This window comes from Citrobacter sp. U14242 (genome assembly GCF_046555775.1).
GTDB lineage: Bacteria > Pseudomonadota > Gammaproteobacteria > Enterobacterales > Enterobacteriaceae > Citrobacter.
The window spans coordinates 124,614-142,896 of record NZ_JBKGLW010000009.1; the positions used below are offsets into that span (position 1 = coordinate 124,614).

General features: G+C 50.9%; 26 protein-coding genes and 1 pseudogene. 23 read left to right on the forward strand and 4 right to left on the reverse strand.

All coding sequences use genetic code 11. From position 1 onward, the window contains the following. The first annotated feature begins 23 nt into the window (after positions 1 to 23). The 19 genes from ACLJXE_RS16385 to ACLJXE_RS16475 all read left to right on the forward strand — a co-directional run bounded on the left by ACLJXE_RS16385 (position 24) and on the right by ACLJXE_RS16475 (position 12,658). Positions 24 to 347: a head-tail connector protein gene (locus ACLJXE_RS16385; RefSeq protein WP_088583010.1), complete on the forward strand. Its 324-nt coding sequence runs from the start codon at positions 24 to 26 to the stop codon at positions 345 to 347. After that, on the forward strand, positions 344 to 757 hold the full coding sequence (locus ACLJXE_RS16390) for a phage head closure protein (RefSeq protein WP_410751397.1): 414 nt from the start codon (positions 344 to 346) through the stop codon (positions 755 to 757). Before ACLJXE_RS16385 ends, ACLJXE_RS16390 begins: the two co-directional genes overlap by 4 nt. After that, the gene (locus ACLJXE_RS16395; protein ID WP_196615642.1) at positions 732 to 1,235 is read left to right on the forward strand and encodes a hypothetical protein; all 504 of its coding nucleotides are present in this window, start codon (positions 732 to 734) and stop codon (positions 1,233 to 1,235) included. Before ACLJXE_RS16390 ends, ACLJXE_RS16395 begins: the two co-directional genes overlap by 26 nt. Continuing rightward, positions 1,235 to 1,795, forward strand: a complete 561-nt coding sequence (locus tag ACLJXE_RS16400) for a hypothetical protein (RefSeq protein WP_410751398.1) — start codon at positions 1,235 to 1,237, stop codon at positions 1,793 to 1,795. Before ACLJXE_RS16395 ends, ACLJXE_RS16400 begins: the two co-directional genes overlap by 1 nt. 8 nt (positions 1,796 to 1,803) lie before the next feature. Further along, positions 1,804 to 1,980, forward strand: coding sequence for a DUF2635 domain-containing protein (locus ACLJXE_RS16405; protein ID WP_075847817.1), 177 nt, complete (start codon positions 1,804 to 1,806; stop codon positions 1,978 to 1,980). Beyond that, positions 1,970 to 3,469 (forward strand): phage tail sheath subtilisin-like domain-containing protein, encoded by a 1,500-nt coding sequence (locus ACLJXE_RS16410; protein ID WP_410751399.1) that lies wholly within the window; start codon positions 1,970 to 1,972, stop codon positions 3,467 to 3,469. Before ACLJXE_RS16405 ends, ACLJXE_RS16410 begins: the two co-directional genes overlap by 11 nt. Continuing rightward, positions 3,469 to 3,825: a phage tail tube protein gene (locus tag ACLJXE_RS16415; RefSeq protein WP_001137307.1), complete on the forward strand. Its 357-nt coding sequence runs from the start codon at positions 3,469 to 3,471 to the stop codon at positions 3,823 to 3,825. The genes ACLJXE_RS16410 and ACLJXE_RS16415 overlap by 1 nt, the downstream gene beginning before the upstream one ends. Further along, positions 3,825 to 4,094: a phage tail assembly protein gene (locus ACLJXE_RS16420; RefSeq protein ID WP_410751400.1), complete on the forward strand. Its 270-nt coding sequence runs from the start codon at positions 3,825 to 3,827 to the stop codon at positions 4,092 to 4,094. Before ACLJXE_RS16415 ends, ACLJXE_RS16420 begins: the two co-directional genes overlap by 1 nt. Further along, positions 4,061 to 4,243 carry a hypothetical protein gene (locus ACLJXE_RS16425; protein ID WP_317983869.1) on the forward strand — a complete coding sequence of 61 codons (183 nt, stop codon included), beginning with the start codon at positions 4,061 to 4,063 and terminating at the stop codon, positions 4,241 to 4,243. The genes ACLJXE_RS16420 and ACLJXE_RS16425 overlap by 34 nt, the downstream gene beginning before the upstream one ends. Beyond that, positions 4,236 to 6,020 carry a phage tail tape measure protein gene (locus ACLJXE_RS16430; protein ID WP_410751401.1) on the forward strand — a complete coding sequence of 595 codons (1,785 nt, stop codon included), beginning with the start codon at positions 4,236 to 4,238 and terminating at the stop codon, positions 6,018 to 6,020. Before ACLJXE_RS16425 ends, ACLJXE_RS16430 begins: the two co-directional genes overlap by 8 nt. Before the next feature lie 68 nt (positions 6,021 to 6,088). Beyond that, positions 6,089 to 6,613, forward strand: a complete 525-nt coding sequence (locus ACLJXE_RS16435; protein ID WP_211941512.1) for a hypothetical protein — start codon at positions 6,089 to 6,091, stop codon at positions 6,611 to 6,613. A gap of 56 nt (positions 6,614 to 6,669) precedes the next feature. Then, on the forward strand, positions 6,670 to 7,971 hold the full coding sequence (locus ACLJXE_RS16440) for a DNA circularization protein (protein ID WP_410751402.1): 1,302 nt from the start codon (positions 6,670 to 6,672) through the stop codon (positions 7,969 to 7,971). Beyond that, complete coding sequence (locus ACLJXE_RS16445) at positions 7,968 to 9,047, forward strand: phage baseplate assembly protein (protein ID WP_410751403.1); 1,080 nt, start codon at positions 7,968 to 7,970, stop codon at positions 9,045 to 9,047. The genes ACLJXE_RS16440 and ACLJXE_RS16445 overlap by 4 nt, the downstream gene beginning before the upstream one ends. Further along, positions 9,047 to 9,595 (forward strand): phage baseplate assembly protein V, encoded by a 549-nt coding sequence (locus ACLJXE_RS16450; RefSeq protein WP_410751404.1) that lies wholly within the window; start codon positions 9,047 to 9,049, stop codon positions 9,593 to 9,595. The genes ACLJXE_RS16445 and ACLJXE_RS16450 overlap by 1 nt, the downstream gene beginning before the upstream one ends. After that, entirely contained in the window at positions 9,595 to 10,020 is a 426-nt protein-coding gene (locus tag ACLJXE_RS16455) for a phage GP46 family protein (protein ID WP_049015482.1), read from the forward strand. The genes ACLJXE_RS16450 and ACLJXE_RS16455 overlap by 1 nt, the downstream gene beginning before the upstream one ends. Next, the gene (locus ACLJXE_RS16460; protein WP_088582998.1) at positions 10,007 to 11,065 is read left to right on the forward strand and encodes a baseplate J/gp47 family protein; all 1,059 of its coding nucleotides are present in this window, start codon (positions 10,007 to 10,009) and stop codon (positions 11,063 to 11,065) included. The genes ACLJXE_RS16455 and ACLJXE_RS16460 overlap by 14 nt, the downstream gene beginning before the upstream one ends. Continuing rightward, on the forward strand, positions 11,056 to 11,637 hold the full coding sequence (locus tag ACLJXE_RS16465; protein ID WP_410751405.1) for a YmfQ family protein: 582 nt from the start codon (positions 11,056 to 11,058) through the stop codon (positions 11,635 to 11,637). Before ACLJXE_RS16460 ends, ACLJXE_RS16465 begins: the two co-directional genes overlap by 10 nt. Positions 11,638 to 11,648: 11 nt before the next feature. Continuing rightward, positions 11,649 to 12,242 (forward strand): hypothetical protein, encoded by a 594-nt coding sequence (locus tag ACLJXE_RS16470; RefSeq protein ID WP_410751406.1) that lies wholly within the window; start codon positions 11,649 to 11,651, stop codon positions 12,240 to 12,242. Between the two features lie 2 nt (positions 12,243 to 12,244). Continuing rightward, the gene (locus ACLJXE_RS16475; protein WP_410751407.1) at positions 12,245 to 12,658 is read left to right on the forward strand and encodes a tail fiber assembly protein; all 414 of its coding nucleotides are present in this window, start codon (positions 12,245 to 12,247) and stop codon (positions 12,656 to 12,658) included. Positions 12,659 to 12,723: 65 nt separating this feature from the next. On the opposite strand, the gene ACLJXE_RS16480 is transcribed toward ACLJXE_RS16475, so the two are convergent. Further along, complete coding sequence (locus ACLJXE_RS16480) at positions 12,724 to 12,966, reverse strand: DinI-like family protein (RefSeq protein ID WP_199970023.1); 243 nt, start codon at positions 12,964 to 12,966, stop codon at positions 12,724 to 12,726. 21 nt (positions 12,967 to 12,987) lie between these two features. On the opposite strand from ACLJXE_RS16480, the gene ACLJXE_RS16485 reads away from it, so the two are divergent. Then, entirely contained in the window at positions 12,988 to 13,434 is a 447-nt protein-coding gene (locus ACLJXE_RS16485; protein ID WP_410751470.1) for a S24 family peptidase, read from the forward strand. On the opposite strand, the gene ACLJXE_RS16490 is transcribed toward ACLJXE_RS16485, so the two are convergent. The 3 genes and pseudogenes from ACLJXE_RS16490 to ACLJXE_RS16500 form a co-directional block, all read right to left on the reverse strand. After that, a complete protein-coding gene (locus ACLJXE_RS16490; RefSeq protein WP_410751408.1) occupies positions 13,435 to 14,103 on the reverse strand; it encodes an SOS response-associated peptidase in 669 nt (222 codons plus the stop codon). It lies immediately after the preceding gene. A 230-nt stretch (positions 14,104 to 14,333) separates the two neighbouring features. Continuing rightward, a pseudogene (locus tag ACLJXE_RS16495) lies at positions 14,334 to 14,429 on the reverse strand (hypothetical protein); the annotation flags it as partial. Then, positions 14,426 to 14,992: a hydrolase gene (locus ACLJXE_RS16500; RefSeq protein ID WP_410751409.1), complete on the reverse strand. Its 567-nt coding sequence runs from the start codon at positions 14,990 to 14,992 to the stop codon at positions 14,426 to 14,428. The gene ACLJXE_RS16500 and the pseudogene ACLJXE_RS16495, both read right to left, overlap by 4 nt. Before the next feature lie 287 nt (positions 14,993 to 15,279). Between ACLJXE_RS16500 and aspS the strand changes: the two genes are divergently transcribed. The 3 genes from aspS to ACLJXE_RS16515 are packed head-to-tail and all read left to right on the forward strand — an operon-like array spanning position 15,280 to position 18,269. After that, entirely contained in the window at positions 15,280 to 17,052 is a 1,773-nt protein-coding gene (aspS, locus tag ACLJXE_RS16505) for an aspartate--tRNA ligase (RefSeq protein WP_410751410.1), read from the forward strand. A 1-nt stretch (position 17,053) separates the two neighbouring features. Then, a complete protein-coding gene (nudB, locus tag ACLJXE_RS16510) occupies positions 17,054 to 17,497 on the forward strand; it encodes a dihydroneopterin triphosphate diphosphatase (protein WP_286630841.1) in 444 nt (147 codons plus the stop codon). Positions 17,498 to 17,525: 28 nt separating this feature from the next. Continuing rightward, positions 17,526 to 18,269 carry a YebC/PmpR family DNA-binding transcriptional regulator gene (locus ACLJXE_RS16515; protein ID WP_003833836.1) on the forward strand — a complete coding sequence of 248 codons (744 nt, stop codon included), beginning with the start codon at positions 17,526 to 17,528 and terminating at the stop codon, positions 18,267 to 18,269. The last annotated feature ends 14 nt before the right edge of the window (positions 18,270 to 18,283 follow it).

Sequence of the window (18,283 nt, forward strand, 5' to 3'; positions counted from 1 at the left end):
GCGGGTTTTTTACAGGTACGCCTATGATTTTGTCTACTGAAGAAATCAAGCGGCAGCTCAAGCTTGAAGAAGATGATGACTCAGAAGATACGCTGCTTAATGCTCTGGGTGCGGCAGCAGAAGCCAGAACGAGTACCTTTCTTAATCGGCGGCTATATAGAAAGGGGGAAAGCGTTCCTGAAACAGATATAGACGGCCTTGTCGTTCCAGACGATCTCCGTCTTGCGATGCTTATGCTGGTGACTCATTTTTATGAGAATCGCTCTGCAGTGTCTGAAGTTGAGATGCTGGATACTCCACTCGCGTATAAATGGATCGCGACTCCTTACAGGTTTTATTCACAATGAAACTACGTCAGGCACAGACCAGTGCGACTTATATGCTGCCGGACCCGGGTGAACTGGATAAACGGGTGTTGATCCGTAAACGAGTCGATGTCCCCTCAGATGATTTCGGAACTGAACCTGAATACCCGGTTTCATTCAACGCCTGGGCAAAGGTGGTGCAAACCAGCGCGACGACATACCAGGAAACGGCTCAGACCGATAACGTGATCACGCATTACATCACCATTCGCTGGCGCCGCGGAATTACCAGCGATTTTGAAGTGGCGAAGGGAGATGAGGTGTACCGCGTGAAACGTGTTCGTGATCTAAACAGTAAACGGCGGTTTCTGCTTCTTGAGTGCACCGAACTGGGTTCATTTACAGAAAATACCGGGGGGAATTCCAATGGCGGAACCCTTTTTACACGTTGATTTTCAGCAGCCGAATGAAATGCGCTTCAACCGCGCGCGCGTTCGGCGTGCCTTTGTCACCATCGGCCAGCGCCATATGCGAGACGCACGACGTCTGGTGATGCGCCGTGGCCGTTCTGAACCTGGTGAAAACCCCGGTTACCAGACAGGCCGCCTGGCTAAATCCATCGGTTACATGGTGCCTAAAGCCAGTGCTAAACGACCAGGTTTTATGGCTCGAATCGCACCGAACCAGAGGAACGGGCAGGGTAACCGGCTCATCACCGGCGATTTTTACCCGGCATTTCTCTTCTACGGTGTGCGCGGTGGCGCAAAACGTCAGCGCAGTCATCACCGTGGCGCTTCTGGTGGTAGCGGCTGGCGGCTGGCGCCGCGTAACAATTTTATGGTTGAGACACTCAACAAAAACAGCCCGTGGACGCGTTACTACTTGGCGCGTGAATTGCGGCTATCACTTAAACCGGAGAGGCGGCGCTGATGAAACTGGCCCCGATTATTGCAACACTTCGGGCGCGTTGCCCGGAATTCCAGAGTCGTGTAGCAGGTGCTGCGCAGTTTAAGGACTTGCCGGAAGTCGGGAAGATGAAACTGCCGGCGGCTTATGTTGTTCCTGGAGATGATTCGCCAGGGGAGCAGAAGAGCCAGACTGATTACTGGCAGGATTTAACCGAAGGGTTTTCCATCATTGTGTTTGTCAGCAATGGCCGGGATGAGCGCGGTCAGTTTGCCTCATATGATGTTGTTCACGATGTACGACAGTCACTGTTTAAAGCGCTCCTGGGCTGGAATCCTGAAGAGCGAGGAAACCCGATCACCTATGCAGGTGGTACGTTGCTTGATGTGAACCGGCATGAACTGAGCTACCAGTTCGACTTCTCTGTGTTGAAAGAGCTTTCAGAAGATGACACTCGTCAGCAGGACGAGCTGAACGATCTGGATGATTTTAAAACGCTGGCGATTGATGTTGATTTTATCGATCCGGGACATAGCCCCGATGGGAAGCCCGAACATCACACAGAGATAACCCTCCCCTCCTGAGGAAAACCATGTTTGTAAAACCCCTAAAAGGGCGGTCAGTACATGACCCTGCCCGAGGCGACCTTTTGCCTGTTGAAGGGCGAAATGTTGAAGAAAGCAGCTACTGGCTGCGCCGGGAAGCCGCTGGCGATATCAGGCGCGTGAACAAAGTTAAACAAAAAAAGGTGGAAACCAATGACCGTTAGTTTCAGCACTATCCCGGCAAATACGCTGGTGCCACTGTTTTATGCTGAGATGGATAATTCGGCGGCAAATACAAGTCAGGAGTCAGCGCCATCATTGCTGCTGGGCCATGCGAATACAGGTGCGTCAATTCAGCCTGATTCACTGGTGCTGATGCCGTCCGCTGATTACGCAAAGCAAATTTGTGGTCCCGGTAGTCAGCTTGCACGCATGGTTGCTGCGTATCGTAAAACCGATCCTTTTGGTGAGCTTTACATCATTGCTGTCCCTGAGCCAGCGGCAGGAGTGGCGGCCACGTATACCCTGACCGTAACTGGCGCAGCAACTGAGAGCGGCACGGTGAATGTTTATGTCGGGCGTACTCGTATTCAGGCAGCAGTTGTAAGCGGTGATGATGTTGAGGCTGTGGCATCAAGCATCAAAGATGCAATCAATGCTGATCCTATGTTGCCGGTTATCGCTTCGTCTGCTGCTGGCGTGGTCACGCTGACAGCACGTCACAAAGGTCTGAGCGGGAATGAAATCCCTGTCGTTCTGAATTATTACGGTTACGGTGGTGGTGAAGTGTTGCCTGCAGGCATAGCGGTAGCCGTCGCTGCTGGCGCTGCCGGAACGGGGGCTCCGGTACTCAATGGCGCTATTGCCGCTATGGCTGATGAGCCGTTTGATTATATTGGTCATCCGTTCAGCGATTTGGCTTCGGTGAATGCATTTGTCAGCGAAATGAACGATACCAGCGGTCGCTGGAGCTACGCACGCCAGCTTTATGGCCACGTTTATACCGCGAAACTCGGAACGCTTTCTGAGCTGGTTGCTGCCGGTGATCAGCTTAACCAACAGCACATCACTGTGGCGGGTTACGAGAAAGAAACGCAGACCCCAGCAGACGAACTTGCAGCCAGCCGAACAGCGCGCAATGCCGTCTTTATCCGTAACGATCCGGCGCGCCCAACCCAGACAGGTGAGCTCGTGGACATGCTACCAGCACCAAAAGGAAAGCGTTTCACGATGACCGAGCAGCAGTCTCTGCTGTCACATGGGATTGCAACCTCATACGTTGAAAGCGGCACGCTGCGCATTCAGCGCGACGTTACAACGTACAAGAAAAACGCCTACGGTGTTGCAGACAACAGCTATCTCGACAGCGAGACGCTGCATACCAGCGCTTATGTCTTGCGCAGGCTGAAATCGGTTATCACCAGTAAATATGGGCGCCATAAACTGGCGAACGACGGCACTCGCTTTGGTCCTGGTCAGGCGATTGTTACCCCGGCAGTTATCAAAGGGGAATTGCTGGCGACTTACCGACAGATGGAGCGCGCCGGGATCGTAGAAAATTACGACCTGTTCAAGCAATACCTGAAGGTTGAACGTGACGCGACAAACCCAAACCGTATCAACACCCTGTTCCCGCCTGACTACGTTAACCAGCTGCGAGTGTTTGCGGTCGTTAACCAGTTCCGCCTTCAGTATCAAGAGGAGTCCGCATAATGCCGCGCATTGCAGGTACTTGTTATTTCAAAATTGATGGTCAGCAATTATCCATGACCGGCGGTATTGAGGTGCCGATGAACACTAAGGTCAATGATGATGTTATTGGCCTTGATGGTTCGGTGGATCGTAAAGAAACGCACCGCGCGCCATATATCAAAGGCACCTTCAAGGTGCCGAAAGATTTTCCGGTCAACAAGGTCACTACCTCAGACCAGATGACCATTACAGCCGAACTGGCAAACGGTCAGGTTTATGTCTTGTCGTCTGCCTGGCTACACGGTGAGGCAAACCACAACGCCGAAGAAGGTACGGCTGATCTTGAATTCCACGGTGAAGAAGGGGATTACCAGTAATGAAAGAACTTGAGCTAGAGCATCCAGTAACCGCTCATGGTGAAACGATCAGCGTGCTGGAGTTTAACGAACCGACGGGTAAAGACGTTCGTGAACTTGGTTACCCCTACCAGATGAATCAGGACGAATCCATCAAACTGCAGGCGCATATTATCGCGAAGTATATTGTACGGCTGGCAAATGTACCCCTGAGTACGGTTGACCAGATGAAACCTGGCGACCTGAATACCGCAGGCTGGCTGGTTGCGGGTTTTTTCCTCCAGGCCTGACAGCCGAATATCTCACTGACCGTTTTTTTGACTGCGCCAGCTACTGGCGCATTAATCCATTTGAATTGCTGAAAATGCCAATCAGTGAGATTCCGCTGCTGGTCAGTCAGGCAAACAGGATAGAGCAGGAGAAGAAAGGCAATGGCTGAATTTGAGCTTAAGGCTCTGATTACTGGCGTAGATAAGCTATCTCCAGCACTTTCACGGATGCAGAAAAACATCCGTGGTTTCAAGCGCCAGGCAGAGGAAGCTTCAAAGGGTGGATTAGCGCTGGCTGGTGGTTTGGCTGCTGGATTGACTGTATCGCTGAAAGCCTATGCGGATCAGGAGAATGCGGCTACTGGGCTGAAGGTCGCGATGATGCAGGCGAACGGAGAAGTCGGCAATAGTTTTGAAAAAATAAACAAACTGGCTGTTGGGCTTGGGAATCAGTTACCTGGCACCACTGCTGATTTTCAGAACATGATGCAGATGCTTGTTCGACAGGGTATTCCGGCAGAAAACATTCTGGGTGGGGTAGGCAAAGCGACTGCATACCTTGCCGTACAGCTTAAAAAAACACCTGAAGCAGCGGCAGAATTCGCCGCAAAAATGCAGGACGCAACTGGGACCGCATCAGATGACATGATGGGGCTGTTTGATACCATCCAGAAAGCGTTTTACCTTGGTGTCGACGACACCAACATGTTGTCGTTTTTCACAAAAACCAGCTCAGTTCTGAAGATGGTTAATAAGGACGGATTGAAAGCCGCTCAGGGACTTGCTCCGATCAGCGTCATGATGGACCAGATGGGTATGCAGGGGGAGTCATCTGGTAACGCCCTGAGAAAAGTCATTCAGTCAGGACTTGATCTTAAAAAGGTTAAAGCGACAAATAAGTCGCTAAAAAAACAAGGTATTCGGCTGGATTTTACTGACGGGAAGGGCGGCTTTGGTGGTCTGGATAAAATGTTCAGCCAGTTAGCAAAACTGCGCAAACTAACTGATACGGATAAGACTTCAGTACTGAAAAACCTTTTTGGTGATGATGCGGAAACTCTGCAGGTAGTGAATGCCCTCATCGACAAAGGTAAAGAAGGCTACGATCAGATTCAGCAAAAAATGGATAAACAGGCCAGCCTGAATAAACGTGTTGGGGCGCAGCTCGGTACTCTTGCTAACCTCTGGGAAGCGATGACCGGTACAGCAATGAATGGTCTGGCTGCTATCGGCGGTGCATTCTCTTCTGATACCAAAAAAATCGTTACATGGCTAGGCGACCTGAGCGAGCGTTTCACCACGTTTGCTGATGAAAATCCTCGGGTAATTCGTGGTGTTGTTGGCCTCGCAGCAGGGTTGACTGTGCTCAAACTAGGTCTTATGGGGGTAGGTGGCGCTATCAGCATGGTCAGCCGAATAATGTCAATGACGCCAATAGGCATGATAGCCACGGGTATAGCGCTGGCGGCGGGACTCATCATTTCTAACTGGGACGTCATTGGACCATATTTCAAGACGCTATGGGGATTTGTACAGCCAATATTTTCCGACTGGATGCGGTGGGCAAAAATGGCATTTGACTGGTCTCCGATGGGGTCAGTTGTTAATAACTGGGGGCCGATAGTACAGTGGTTTCAGGACATGTGGGCAAAGGTTAAGCCTATTATTGAATGGTTCACTGATGGTGCAAGTGATACGGTAGCAGCTGCTAATGCTGCCCAGTGGGGGGCTGGTGGTTATGGAGCCTATGGTACTGGTGTTCCTGTCCAGGGATATAATCCGTATCAAATAAACCAAACCGGGCAAAAGAAAGCCGAGGGAGAAATTACAGTATCCTTCAAAGATGCGCCGCCTGGTATGCGCGTTACTGACACCCGGTCATCGGGTATAGATGTAAATCATGATGTGGGTTACACAAGAATAGGAAAGACTGGCATGAGCGGATAGACCAATGTATTTTTAAGCTTGCTATGGTGCGCATAGCTAATAATTTTAGAAAATTACATAGGGATATTATGAAAACTCATATAATAGCAAGTGCAATAATTGGTGTGTCAGTCGTTTTTTCTGCACTTATTATCTCTGAAAATATTTCATTTAAGAATGAACACGTAATACCTCTCGCAGGAGGTGCTGTAAAATTAGGTGATATATACAAAGAACAAAAATTACTCAGCGCAAAGTTGATTTTCAAAGAAGGTGAACAGGTTTTAATATCCGAAGGGAATCCAGATAATTTTGCAATCGAATTAGACACTAAAATTACAGAGATACTCAAGGCAATTAATAAAGACAAAACGAAAGATGAGGAGAAACTAACAGCAGAAAACCTTGGTGTTATTGATGATGCTAAACTGGAAATCACTTCTGCTGTTCGTTATACCAGTGAATATCAACCTTTGTTTACATTGACGTTGGAAAAACAAGAAATACCAATGGTCAAAGGTTCATTTATCAAAGATTTTTCCAACGAAAATATTAAGAAATTTATCGAAAGCCAGAAAGAAAATTATAGTAACGCACTTTTTTTATCTAAGTAATTTAGATACAAATGCAAAACCCGCTTAGATGCGGGTTTTTTATGCCTGGAGTTTATATGACGTGGAAAGATCGGCTGGTGGAAGCATCGTTTCGCGGAGTTTCATTTAAGACTGAAGACGAGGGAGCCACAGTAGGCCGTCGTGTCGAAACGCACGAATACCCAAACAGGGATAAACCGTATACCGAAGATCTCGGTAAGGTAACATTCAAACCAAATATTACAGCCTATGTCATCGGTGATGACTGTTTTGAGCAGCGCGATCGACTGATTGAGGCTCTGAATAAACCGGGACCGGGAACACTGGTACACCCAACGTTTGGTGAACTCAATGTGTGTGTTGATGGTGAGATTCGTGTCAGCACGACGAGAAGTGAAGGACGCATGGTGCGTTTTGATCTGCAGTTCGTTGAAGCAGGCGAACTTACTTATCCGACTTCTGGGGCCGCAACGGCCAATACGCTTGTTTCCTCCTGTTCTGCCCTTGATGACTGTATTAGCGATAACTTCGACCAGTTCGGTATGGACGGCATGCCTGATTTCGTTCAGAACGGTGTGATTGAGGATGCGACCAGCATGCTTGGCTATGTCTCTGACAAAATGGCGATGGTCGATTCTGGTATTTCCGCCGCCGCACGGCTAATGCAGGGTGATATCTCTGTTCTGCTCCCTCCGCCATCTTCAGGCAAAGGCTTCGTTGACCAGTTGCAGGCAATGTGGCGTTCGGGGAATCGGCTCTCTGGTAATGCCAGCGACCTGTTCACAATGATTAAAAACTTTTCAGGTATCTCCATGGGGAGTGATCTGGCACCGCGTGGCGTATGGAAAACGGACAGCAAGACGACGCAGAGCCAGAAACAGCAAAATAATTATGTTGCCAGCGCGGTTCGCACAACAGCAATAAGCGAAGCGGCTTATGCTGTCACGACGTTACCTGCTCCGGTTGTCACGACAAGCGAGCAAAGCCAGCAGTCCACTGGCTGGCCTTCTGTTACTCATCCTGAGCTGAATAATGCTCCTGATGAAGCGACAGTTGTCGACGTGCCTACATGGGATGATCTGGTCGATATCCGTGACACGCTGAATACTGCTATTGATAAAGAACTATCCCGCACGACCGATGATCGTTTGTTTCTGGCTTTGCGCAGAGTGAAGTCTGACCTTAACAACGACATAAAACACCGCCTGATACAGACCCAAAAGACCGTTATCAGAACGCCTGATGAGGTAACGCCTGCACTGGTTCTGGCGGCAACCTGGTTCGATAACGCTTCACGGGAGTCTGACATTGTCAGGCGCAATGCTGTGGCTCACCCGGGCTTTGTGCCGGTAGCTCCGCTGAGGGTTCCTGTACGATGAATGATAACGTGACTCTCCGTGTTAACGGTCGTGAGTGGGGGGGCTGGACGTCAATTCGTATTGGTTGCGGGATTGAGCGTTTGGCCCGAGATTTTAGTGTAGAGATTACCCGCCAGTGGCCCGGTGGTGATGGTGTTGCGTCACTTCAGCCCAGGGTTAAAAATGGCGACAAGGTTGAAGTTCTAATCGGTGCTGACCTGGTGGTTACCGGTTGGGTTGAAGCAACGCCGGTTCGCTATGATGCGCGATCAATTAGTGTCGGAATTAGCGGGCGTAGTCTGACCGCCGATCTTATTGATTGTGCTGCTGAGCCGACTCAATTCAATGGGCAATCACTCGTTCAGGTTGCCTCGGCGCTTGCCAGACCTTTTGGCATTGCGGTGATAAACGCTGGCGCGCCGGGTGGTGTTATTCCCGGCGTGCAACCCGACCACGGTGAAACGGTTATTGAAGTCCTGAACAAGATGCTTGGACAGCAGCAGGCGCTGGCCTACGACGATCCGCGTGGAAGGCTGGTAATCGGCGGCATTGGTACCACGCGCGCTCATACAGCTCTGGTGCTGGGAAAAAACGTTATTTCCTGTGATACCGAAAAAAGTATTCGTGAACGTTTTTCCACTTATCAGGTTTCTGGTCAGCGCGCCGGAAATGATGATGATTTTGGTGCTGCTACCACGACGGCTCTTCGTGCAAAAACAACAGATGCCTCAATTGGCCGTTACCGCCCTATGGCAGTACAACAAACAGGGCAGTCGACTGGCGCCAGTTGCATTGCGCGCGCCGAATTCGAGGCGCGACAACGCGCTGCACGTACCGATGAAACCACGTACACGGTGTGGGGCTGGCGACAGGGGGATGGTTCTCTGTGGCAGCCAAACCAGCGGGTTATTGTTTTCGATCCGATCTGCGGCTTCAACAACCGCGAACTCCTCATCTCTGAAGTCTCATTCACTAAAGACAATAACGGCACCCTGACAGAGTTACGCGTCGGGCCGCCGGATGCCTATCTTCCTGAGCCCGAAGGGAGCAGTCAGAAGCGTGCTAAAAAACGCAAAGTCAAAGAGGACCCGTTCTAATGGGAGTAATGCAAAGCCTTCAGAGACAGGTTCTGGGACTCATTGGACGCGCTGTTGTGAAGAGTATCAACGCAGCTTCCAAGTGCCAGATGATAGATGTTGAGTTACTGGCTGGGCAGCAAAAGGCGGGTATTGAGCACCTTGAACCCTATGGCTTCACTTCTCGTGCACAAGCGGGGGCTGAGGCTGTTGTTTTGTTTCCTGATGGTGACCGTTCTCACGCCGTTGCGATCACCGTGTCTGATCGTCGCTATCGCATGAAGGGGCTCAAAACGGGGGAGGTTGCTCTCTACGATGACCAGGGGCAGTCAGTCACGCTGACACGCGCCGGGATTGTTGTTGATGGTGGTGGCAAGGTGATTACGTTTAAAAACTCGCCTAAAGCCCGCTTTGAAATGGATATTGAGTCAACGGGCCAGATCAAAGACCTCTGTGATACTTCTGGCCAGACAATGTCGGCGATGCGTGTTGCTTATAACGGGCATAAACACAGAGAAAACGGGCAGGGCAATAACACCGATACACCTGATAAACAAATGGGGGCGTGATGGAACTCTGGCTTACGGTAAATGGGAAACGGGTAAGCGCCGGTTCTCAGCTTGATCCGCTCACCCGCGCTGTAGTGATTTCTTTATTCACCCACCGCCGCGCCGATCCTGATGATAACGCTGATGTTCCGATGGGATGGTGGGGCGATACCTGGCCGGTTGTCGCGAACGACCGTTATGGTTCGAAATTGTGGCTACTCCAGCGGAGCAAGCTCACGAACGCCCTGGTGAATACCGTGCGCAACTATCTGCGTGAAGCTCTTCAATGGATGCTGGATGACGGTGTGGTATCTCGTATCGACATTGATATCCAGCGAACCGGTATTAATGAACTGGGGAATAAGATTGTTCTCTGGCGACGGGATGGTCCGGTAACGATTTCTTTTAACGATCTGTGGAGTGTAATCACCAATGGCGGACAGTGAATTTCAGCGGCCAACATTGGCCGAAAACATCAGCATGATCCGCACAGACCTTTTTGCACGCCTTGACATCAATGATGAGCTTCGCCGCATGGATGAAGATGTCAGGGCCAAGGTTTATGCGGGGGCGCTGCATACGGTTTATGGCTATATCGATTATCTGGCGATGAATATGCTGCCTGACCTGTGCGATGAGTCATGGCTTTATCGGCATGCTGCTATGAAGCGATGCCCGAGAAAAGATGCCGTGGCCGCATCAGGTTTTATGCGCTGGGATGGCGTAACTAACGGGCTGAAGGTGAGCGCCGGCTCGGTAATTCAGCGTGACGATCTCGTCCAGTACATCGTTCAGGCAGACGCAACAAGTGCCGGTGGCGTGCTTCGTGTACCCGTTGTCTGCAGCATGACAGGTATAACCGGAAATATGGATGATGGTGAGGCGCTCTCACTGGTTACGCCGGTTAATGGACTTCCTTCCGGCGGCATGGCCGATACGGTCACTGGCGGTTTTGATATTGAAGACCTTGATGTCTGGCGTGCCCGTGTCCTGGAACGCTACTACTGGACCCCGCAAGGCGGCGCTGACGGAGATTATGTTGTCTGGGCAAAAGAAGTGCCCGGCGTAACACGCGCGTGGACTTACCGGCACTGGATGGGGACGGGAACGGTTGGCGTTATGATTGCCAGTAGCGACCTGATTAACCCGATTCTTGATGATGCAACAGTTGCTGCGGCTCAGGCACATATTGAACCGTTGGCACCCGTAGCGGGCTCAGACCTCTATGTATTTAAGGGGACGCCAAAAACGGTCAACTACACCATTGACCTGAACCCGGATACTCCTGAAATACGCGCCGCAGTTGAGGCCGAGCTTCGTTCATTTCTGCTGCGTGACGGCTATCCGGAAGGGACGCTTGAGCTATCCCGTACAAACGAGGCGATTTCTATAGCTGCCGGTGAGTACAGCCATAAGCTACTTTCTCCAACAGTTGATACGCCAGTTGCAAAAAATGAACTGGCTGTACTGGGGGTAATAACGTGGGCGTGAGTAATGATGATTATGTCCAGTTACTGAGTGCGCTGCTTCCACCCGGACCTGCATGGTCAGTTGACGATGTTGCAATAAGTGGCGTAGCGCCTTCTTTGCTCAGGGTGCATCAGCGTGCTGATGAACTCATGCAGGAGCTTGATCCGCGTACCACAACAGAACTTATTGACCGATGGGAGCGGTGCTGCGGTCTGCCTGATGAATGCATACCATCAGGAACACAGACGGTACGGCTGCGACAGCAACGGCTGGACGCAAAAGTTAATCTTACCGGAGGAATCAACGAAGATTTCTATCTTCGTCAACTGACCGCTATGGGGAAGCCCGGCGCCACTATCACGCGCTATAACAAGGGACCTTTCAAGTGTACGTCGTCGTGTATGGATGCGACCTATTCAACTGAATGGCGTTATTACTGGCAGGTAAATATGCCTGCTTCAACGGACGCCACCTGGATGACCTGCTCAGACAATTGCGAAACGCCCATTCGTTACTGGGGCGATACTGTTGCCGAGTGCGTTATCAATAAACTGTGCCCGTCCCATACCTACGTAATATTCAAATATCCGTAACCGGAGACATTATGCATCGCATTGACACACCTACTGCGCAGAAAGATAAATTCGGCGCGGGCAAGAACGGCTTTACTGCAGGTAACCCCCAGACAGGAACCCCGGCCACAGATCTTGATAACGATTATTTTGATATGTTGCAGGAAGAACTGGCGGGAGTTGTAGAAGCAACCGGCGTTAATCTGGATAAATCAAAACATAACCAGTTACTTACTGCCCTGAAGGCGCTGCTGTTAAGCCGTGCACATCCTTTTGCAGATATTAAGGCAGACGGAGCTGCAGCAATTGCAGAGGCTCTCTCAAACCTTGGTTTTGGAAGTTTCCCTCAATACCAGACTTTAGGTGATGGCCAGCATATTTTTCAGCACGGCTCTGGCGCTGCGAACAGTTCCGGAATAGCCGATATCGTATTCCCTAAAGCGTTCACCACGACTAACAATCTCACCGTAACGGCGACGCCAACATCTCAGCAACCCGCAAACTACATCGTGTCTGTAGGAACCGCTACAACAACCGGAGTGCGTTTATATCTGACGGGGGCAAATGCAGGATCAACCCCTGTCGCTGCTGCCATTGGATTTCACTGGAAAGCAGAAGGAAGATAAATATGAAAGTTTTTTACAGTGCCAGCCAGAACGGTTTTTATGATGATAACCAGACTCTTCCTGCAGATGCGGTCGAAATTGCTGAGTCGCTCCGAACTGAGTTAATTAGCGCCCAGAACATAGGTGGCGTAATCAGACCGGGAAGTGATGGGATGCCAGTGATCATCCCATCCGCAGATTATGTCCCGAAATTAACTGAAGAAGAGCAGCGGTGGTTTGCTGAATCCAAAAAACAGTCACTGTTGTCAGAGGCAACCAATCGAATTGGACCTCTGCAGTACGCGGTCGATGCAGGCAAAGCGACGGCTGAAGAGGCCGCCGACCTGATAAACTGGCAGGACTACCGGCTGGATTTGATGCGGGTTGATACGTCAAAACCTGTCTGGCCTACGCCTCCGGGGGAACAGGCCAGTTAACATGCCCAGTGTGTCATGATCCCGCTACAGCACGTTTTTACAATCAAGCTGTAGTGGACAGAATTTTATTCACTGATTAACCAGAACTCAGCCTCTTCAAACATTTCCTGAACTGTCCGGCTTATCTGTTCTTTCTCATGCTTGCTGGCGTCAGTGTTGATCGCCGGCAGCGTCATCATCGGTTTAACCCGGACATCAGCATCCGGAAAAATCCGGTGAACCCTCTTACTCAATTCGCCCAGAATGATATCTTTTGCACCGGGCAGACCATCAAAATTCCTTTTGTCATAAACGAGTTCCACGAACATTGCTTATTGCCTCTTTACTGGATGTATATACAGTATTTATACTGTGTTTTTATCCGGTATTCAAGAGAGGGCGTAAACATGGGATTTCCATCACCTGCGGCAGATTATGTTGAAACACGAATCTCCCTCGATCAGCAGCTAATCAGACACCCCGCAGCGACTTATTTCATGCGGGCATCGCGTTCACATTTCAGGGAAGGAATACTCCAGGGAGCGCTGCTGGTTGTGGATGCGTCACTTACTGCTTGTGATGGCTCGCTGCTGATATGTGCGATAGACGGGGAATTCAGGATCAAGCGATACAGAATTCACCCTCAGCCCCACCTGATAAATCTGGAGAACGGGAGAAGGGAGGCACTGCCAGTAGATGATGACAGTTACAGTTCTGCACCCGCTATATTCGGGGTGGTTACTTACATCATTAATGATGCCAGGAACGCGGAGTTTGATGATTGTCCGGTGATGTAATCATATTGGCGTTATTAGTTCGGCCCCCTGATTTTTCACATTCCCAACGGCACGCGTTACGGCGTGCCATATAAATTTATCATCCGGCACGACACCGTCGGCTGCAATTTCCGCTGCTTCTTTCCCTCCAACATCTTGCCTCATCCATTCGCGCGCGGCTTCCGGTAGCAGTACCAACGGTCGTCTGTCGTGAATATCAACCAGTCCTTTGTCAGCTGCAGCTGTAACTATCAGGAAACCTTCTGCTTCATCTCCACGTTCAAATGGTGTGCTGCCTATAGCTGCCATGAATATCGGCTGACCATCGGCTCGATGAATGAAGTAGGGCTGCTTTTTGTCACCTTCCTTTTTCCATTCATACCAGCCATCAGCAAAACAAATTGCACGACCATGCTGCCAGAGCGGTTTAAACATTCTGCTGGTGGCCGCAGTTTCAGAGCGTGCGTTAATTAGTGGGGGTTTATCCCACCACCCGGGGGCGTATCCCCAGATAACTGGATCAAGATGGAGTTTCTCGTCACGTTCGCTCAGAAGCAGAACTTTGGTGCCTGGCGCGACGTTAAAACGTCCGATTGGTTCGGGATCGTAAGGGATATCGCGTTCTGCTTCTTCAGCAAGCAGAGCGAGATAGTCTTCACGCGTCATTGACTGTGAAAAGCGTCCACACATAGAAACCTCCCAATTTACAACATACAGATAGTATAGAAGTTATAGGCAGCGGACGTTCGACTTATGGGGCAAGGATGGGACAAAAATGGCTGTTATGGGGCATGAATGGGACATTATTGCACACATGAAGTTTACCGAATTTCATGCGAAACTATTTTTTAATGTATTGAATACACAAAAGAAAACACATGCTCTTGGGCGTTCTTTAGTGATTTTTAAAATACCCGCGTCACGCAGTTAAAGTGGCGGGCATACTCTTCAAGGCTGGTGATCCCCAGACGCATCCATTTCGGGTGTGACCATTGGGGTAAGCCGATATAGATCATAGTGCTTGCAGGATCTCGTCAACGCGGCGTACGCGGGCAATGCGTGGGAAAATATGCGTCATGCTGCCCTGATGCTGGTCGGCGCTGGCGGCACTGCAGGCGTCTTCGGCAACGATCAGGCTAAAACCCAGCTCCCAGGCGTTACGCGCGGTGGATTCGACGCCAATGTTCGTAGAGATCCCGCAAAGGACGATGGTGTTGATACCACGACGGCGCAACTGTAGTTCCAGGTCCGTACCGTAGAATGCTCCCCACTGGCGCTTGGTGACCTCCAGGTCTGTCGCACATTTTCCCAGCGCTTGTGGGTATTCCCACCAGTTGTCAGGTAATGCTTTGGCTGGCGTTGGGGCATCAACCGGTTGTTTTAGCGCCTCGGCATAATCCGCAGACCAGCCAACGCGAACCATCACCACCGGTGAACCGTTAGTACGGAATTTTTCCGCCAGTTGTGCCGCGCGGGCGACTACGTCGTTTGCCGAATGAGGCCCACCCGCGAAAGGCAGGATCCCTTCCTGTAGATCGATGACGACCAGAGCGGTTGTTTTTGCATTCAGTTCCAGCATGGTGACTCCAGTAAAAAAAGAATTCCGTTACACCTTAATCGCGAATCTGTGTGAAAGGGGCGACAATTTTTGTTATTTTTTGTGAGATTACGCAATACCCGCTTAGGAAACACGCGTACAGTCAGTACCGGACTGAGAGTCTATCCCAGTAGGCTCTTATCGTGCGGCAGAATTTCCAGTATAATAGCCGCCTTTTTTCATTCAGTTGTGACATTCAGCTAAAGCTGCGACTTCGTCATCTGCCGGGCAGGTGACAATCTGCCTGCGGCAAAGTTAAGGGATATCTCATGCGTACAGAATATTGCGGACAGCTACGTCTGTCCCACGAGGGGCAGCAGGTGACTCTGTGTGGTTGGGTCAACCGTCGTCGTGATCTTGGTAGCCTGATCTTTATCGATATGCGCGACCGCGAAGGTATCGTGCAGGTATTTTTCGATCCGGACCGTGCGGACGCGTTAAAGCTGGCCTCCGAACTGCGTAATGAGTTCTGCATTCAGGTCACGGGCACCGTGCGTGCGCGTGACGCGAAAAACGTCAACGCTGATATGGCGACTGGCGAAATTGAAGTGCTGGCATCCGATCTGGTCATTATCAACCGTTCAGATTCACTGCCGCTCGACTCTAACCACGTAAATACTGAAGAAGCTCGTCTGAAGTATCGCTACCTCGATCTGCGTCGCCCTGAAATGGCGCAGCGTTTGAAAACGCGTGCCAAAATTACCAGCCTGGTGCGTCGTTTCATGGACGACCACGGCTTCCTCGACATCGAAACACCGATGCTGACGAAAGCGACGCCAGAAGGTGCGCGTGACTACCTGGTACCGTCTCGCGTACATAAAGGTAAATTCTACGCACTGCCACAGTCTCCTCAGTTGTTCAAACAACTGCTGATGATGTCTGGCTTCGACCGTTACTACCAGATCGTAAAATGCTTCCGTGACGAAGACTTACGTGCTGACCGCCAGCCTGAATTTACTCAGATCGATGTTGAGACCTCCTTCATGACCGCACCGCAGGTGCGTGAAGTGATGGAAGCGCTGGTGCGTAATCTGTGGCAGGAAGTAAAAGGTGTGGATCTGGGTGATTTCCCGATCATGACCTTTGCTGAAGCTGAGCGTCGTTACGGTTCCGATAAGCCGGATCTGCGTAACCCGATGGAGCTGGTGGACGTTGCTGATCTGCTGAAATCTGTTGAGTTCGCTGTGTTCTCTGGTCCGGCTAACGATGCGAAAGGGCGTGTAGCGGCTCTGCGCGTACCTGGCGGCGCTACACTTAGCCGTAAGCAGATCGACGATTACGGTAACTTCATTAAGATCTACGGCGCGAAAGGTTTGGCATACATCAAAGTCACCGAGCGTGCGAAAGGTCTGGAAGGGGTAACCAGCCCGGTGGCCAAGTTCCTGAATGCTGAAATCATTGAAGCTATTCTGGAACGTACTGGCGCACAAGACGGCGATATGATCTTCTTCGGTGCCGACAATAAGAAAGTGGTTGCCGACGCGATGGGGGCTCTGCGCCTGAAACTGGGTAAAGACCTGAACCTGACCGACGAATCCAAATGGGCGCCGTTGTGGGTTATCGACTTCCCAATGTTTGAAGACGATGGTGAAGGCGGTTTGACCGCGATGCACCACCCGTTCACCTCGCCGAAAGACATGACGGCGGCTGAGCTGAAAGCTGCGCCGGAAGATGCGGTTGCCAATGCGTACGATATGGTTATCAACGGCTACGAAGTAGGCGGTGGTTCAGTACGTATCCATAACGGTGATATGCAACAGACCGTATTCGGTATTCTGGGTATCAACGAACAAGAGCAGCGCGAGAAATTCGGCTTCCTGCTGGACGCGTTGAAATACGGTACACCGCCGCACGCGGGCCTGGCGTTTGGTCTGGATCGTCTAACCATGCTGCTGACCGGTACTGATAACATCCGTGACGTTATTGCTTTCCCGAAAACGACAGCTGCCGCGTGTCTGATGACCGAAGCGCCGAGCTTTGCCAACGAAGCTGCGCTGGCGGAACTGAGCATTCAGGTTGTTAAGAAGGCCGAGAATAACTGATATGGCATATAAACAGCCTGTCTCGGTGTTAGTCGTGATTTATGCAAAGGACACCGGGAGAGTGCTGATGTTACAGCGGCGCGACGATCCTGATTTTTGGCAGTCGGTCACCGGCAGCCTTGAAGAGGGTGAAACCGCGTCGCAAGCCGCTATGCGCGAAGTAAAGGAAGAGGTCGCCATTGATGTTGCGCGTGAGCAACTGACCTTAATTGATTGCCAGCGCACGGTGGAGTTTGAGATTTTTAGTCATTTACGTCATCGCTATGCGCCAGGAATTGTACGTAATACGGAGTCCTGGTTTTGCCTGGCTCTGCCCACTGAACGAGAGATCGTGTTCACCGAACATTTGACCTACCGTTGGGTTAATGCGCACGAGGCTGCACAGTTAACCAAGTCGTGGAGTAACCGGCAGGCGATTGAAGAGTTTGTAATTAACGTCGCCTGAGAAGGCGCGCTTTTTGGAGAGATTATTTATGGCAGGTCATAGTAAATGGGCCAACACCAGACATCGTAAAGCAGCGCAGGATGCTAAGCGCGGTAAGATCTTCACCAAAATCATTCGTGAGCTGGTGACGGCGGCTAAATTGGGTGGTGGCGATCCGGATGCTAACCCACGTCTGCGTGCAGCTGTTGATAAAGCGCTGGCAAACAACATGACTCGTGACACTCTGAACCGTGCGATTGCGCGTGGTGTGGGTGGTGATGAAGATTCCAACATGGAAACCATCATCTATGAAGGTTACGGTCCTGGCGGTACAGCCGTGATGATTGAATGTCTGTCTGATAACCGTAACCGTACCGTTGCGGAAGTGCGTCACGCATTCACTAAAACAGGCGGCAACCTCGGTACCGACGGTTCCGTTGCATACCTGTTCAGCAAGAAAGGCGTGATCTCCTTTGAGCAAGGCGACGAAGACGCCATCATGGAAGCGGCACTGGAAGCCGGTGCTGAAGACGTTGTAACCTTCGACGACGGCGCGATTGACGTTTACACCGCGTGGGAAGAGATGGGTAAAGTGCGTGATGCACTGGAAGCGGCAGGTCTGAAAGCGGACGCGGCTGAAGTTTCTATGATCCCATCCACCAAAGCGGATATGGATGCAGAAACAGCGCCGAAACTGATGCGTCTGATCGATATGCTGGAAGATTGCGATGACGTGCAGGAAGTTTACCACAACGGCGAAATCTCCGATGAGGTTGCCGCTACGTTAGAATGATGCGGTTAAGCCAT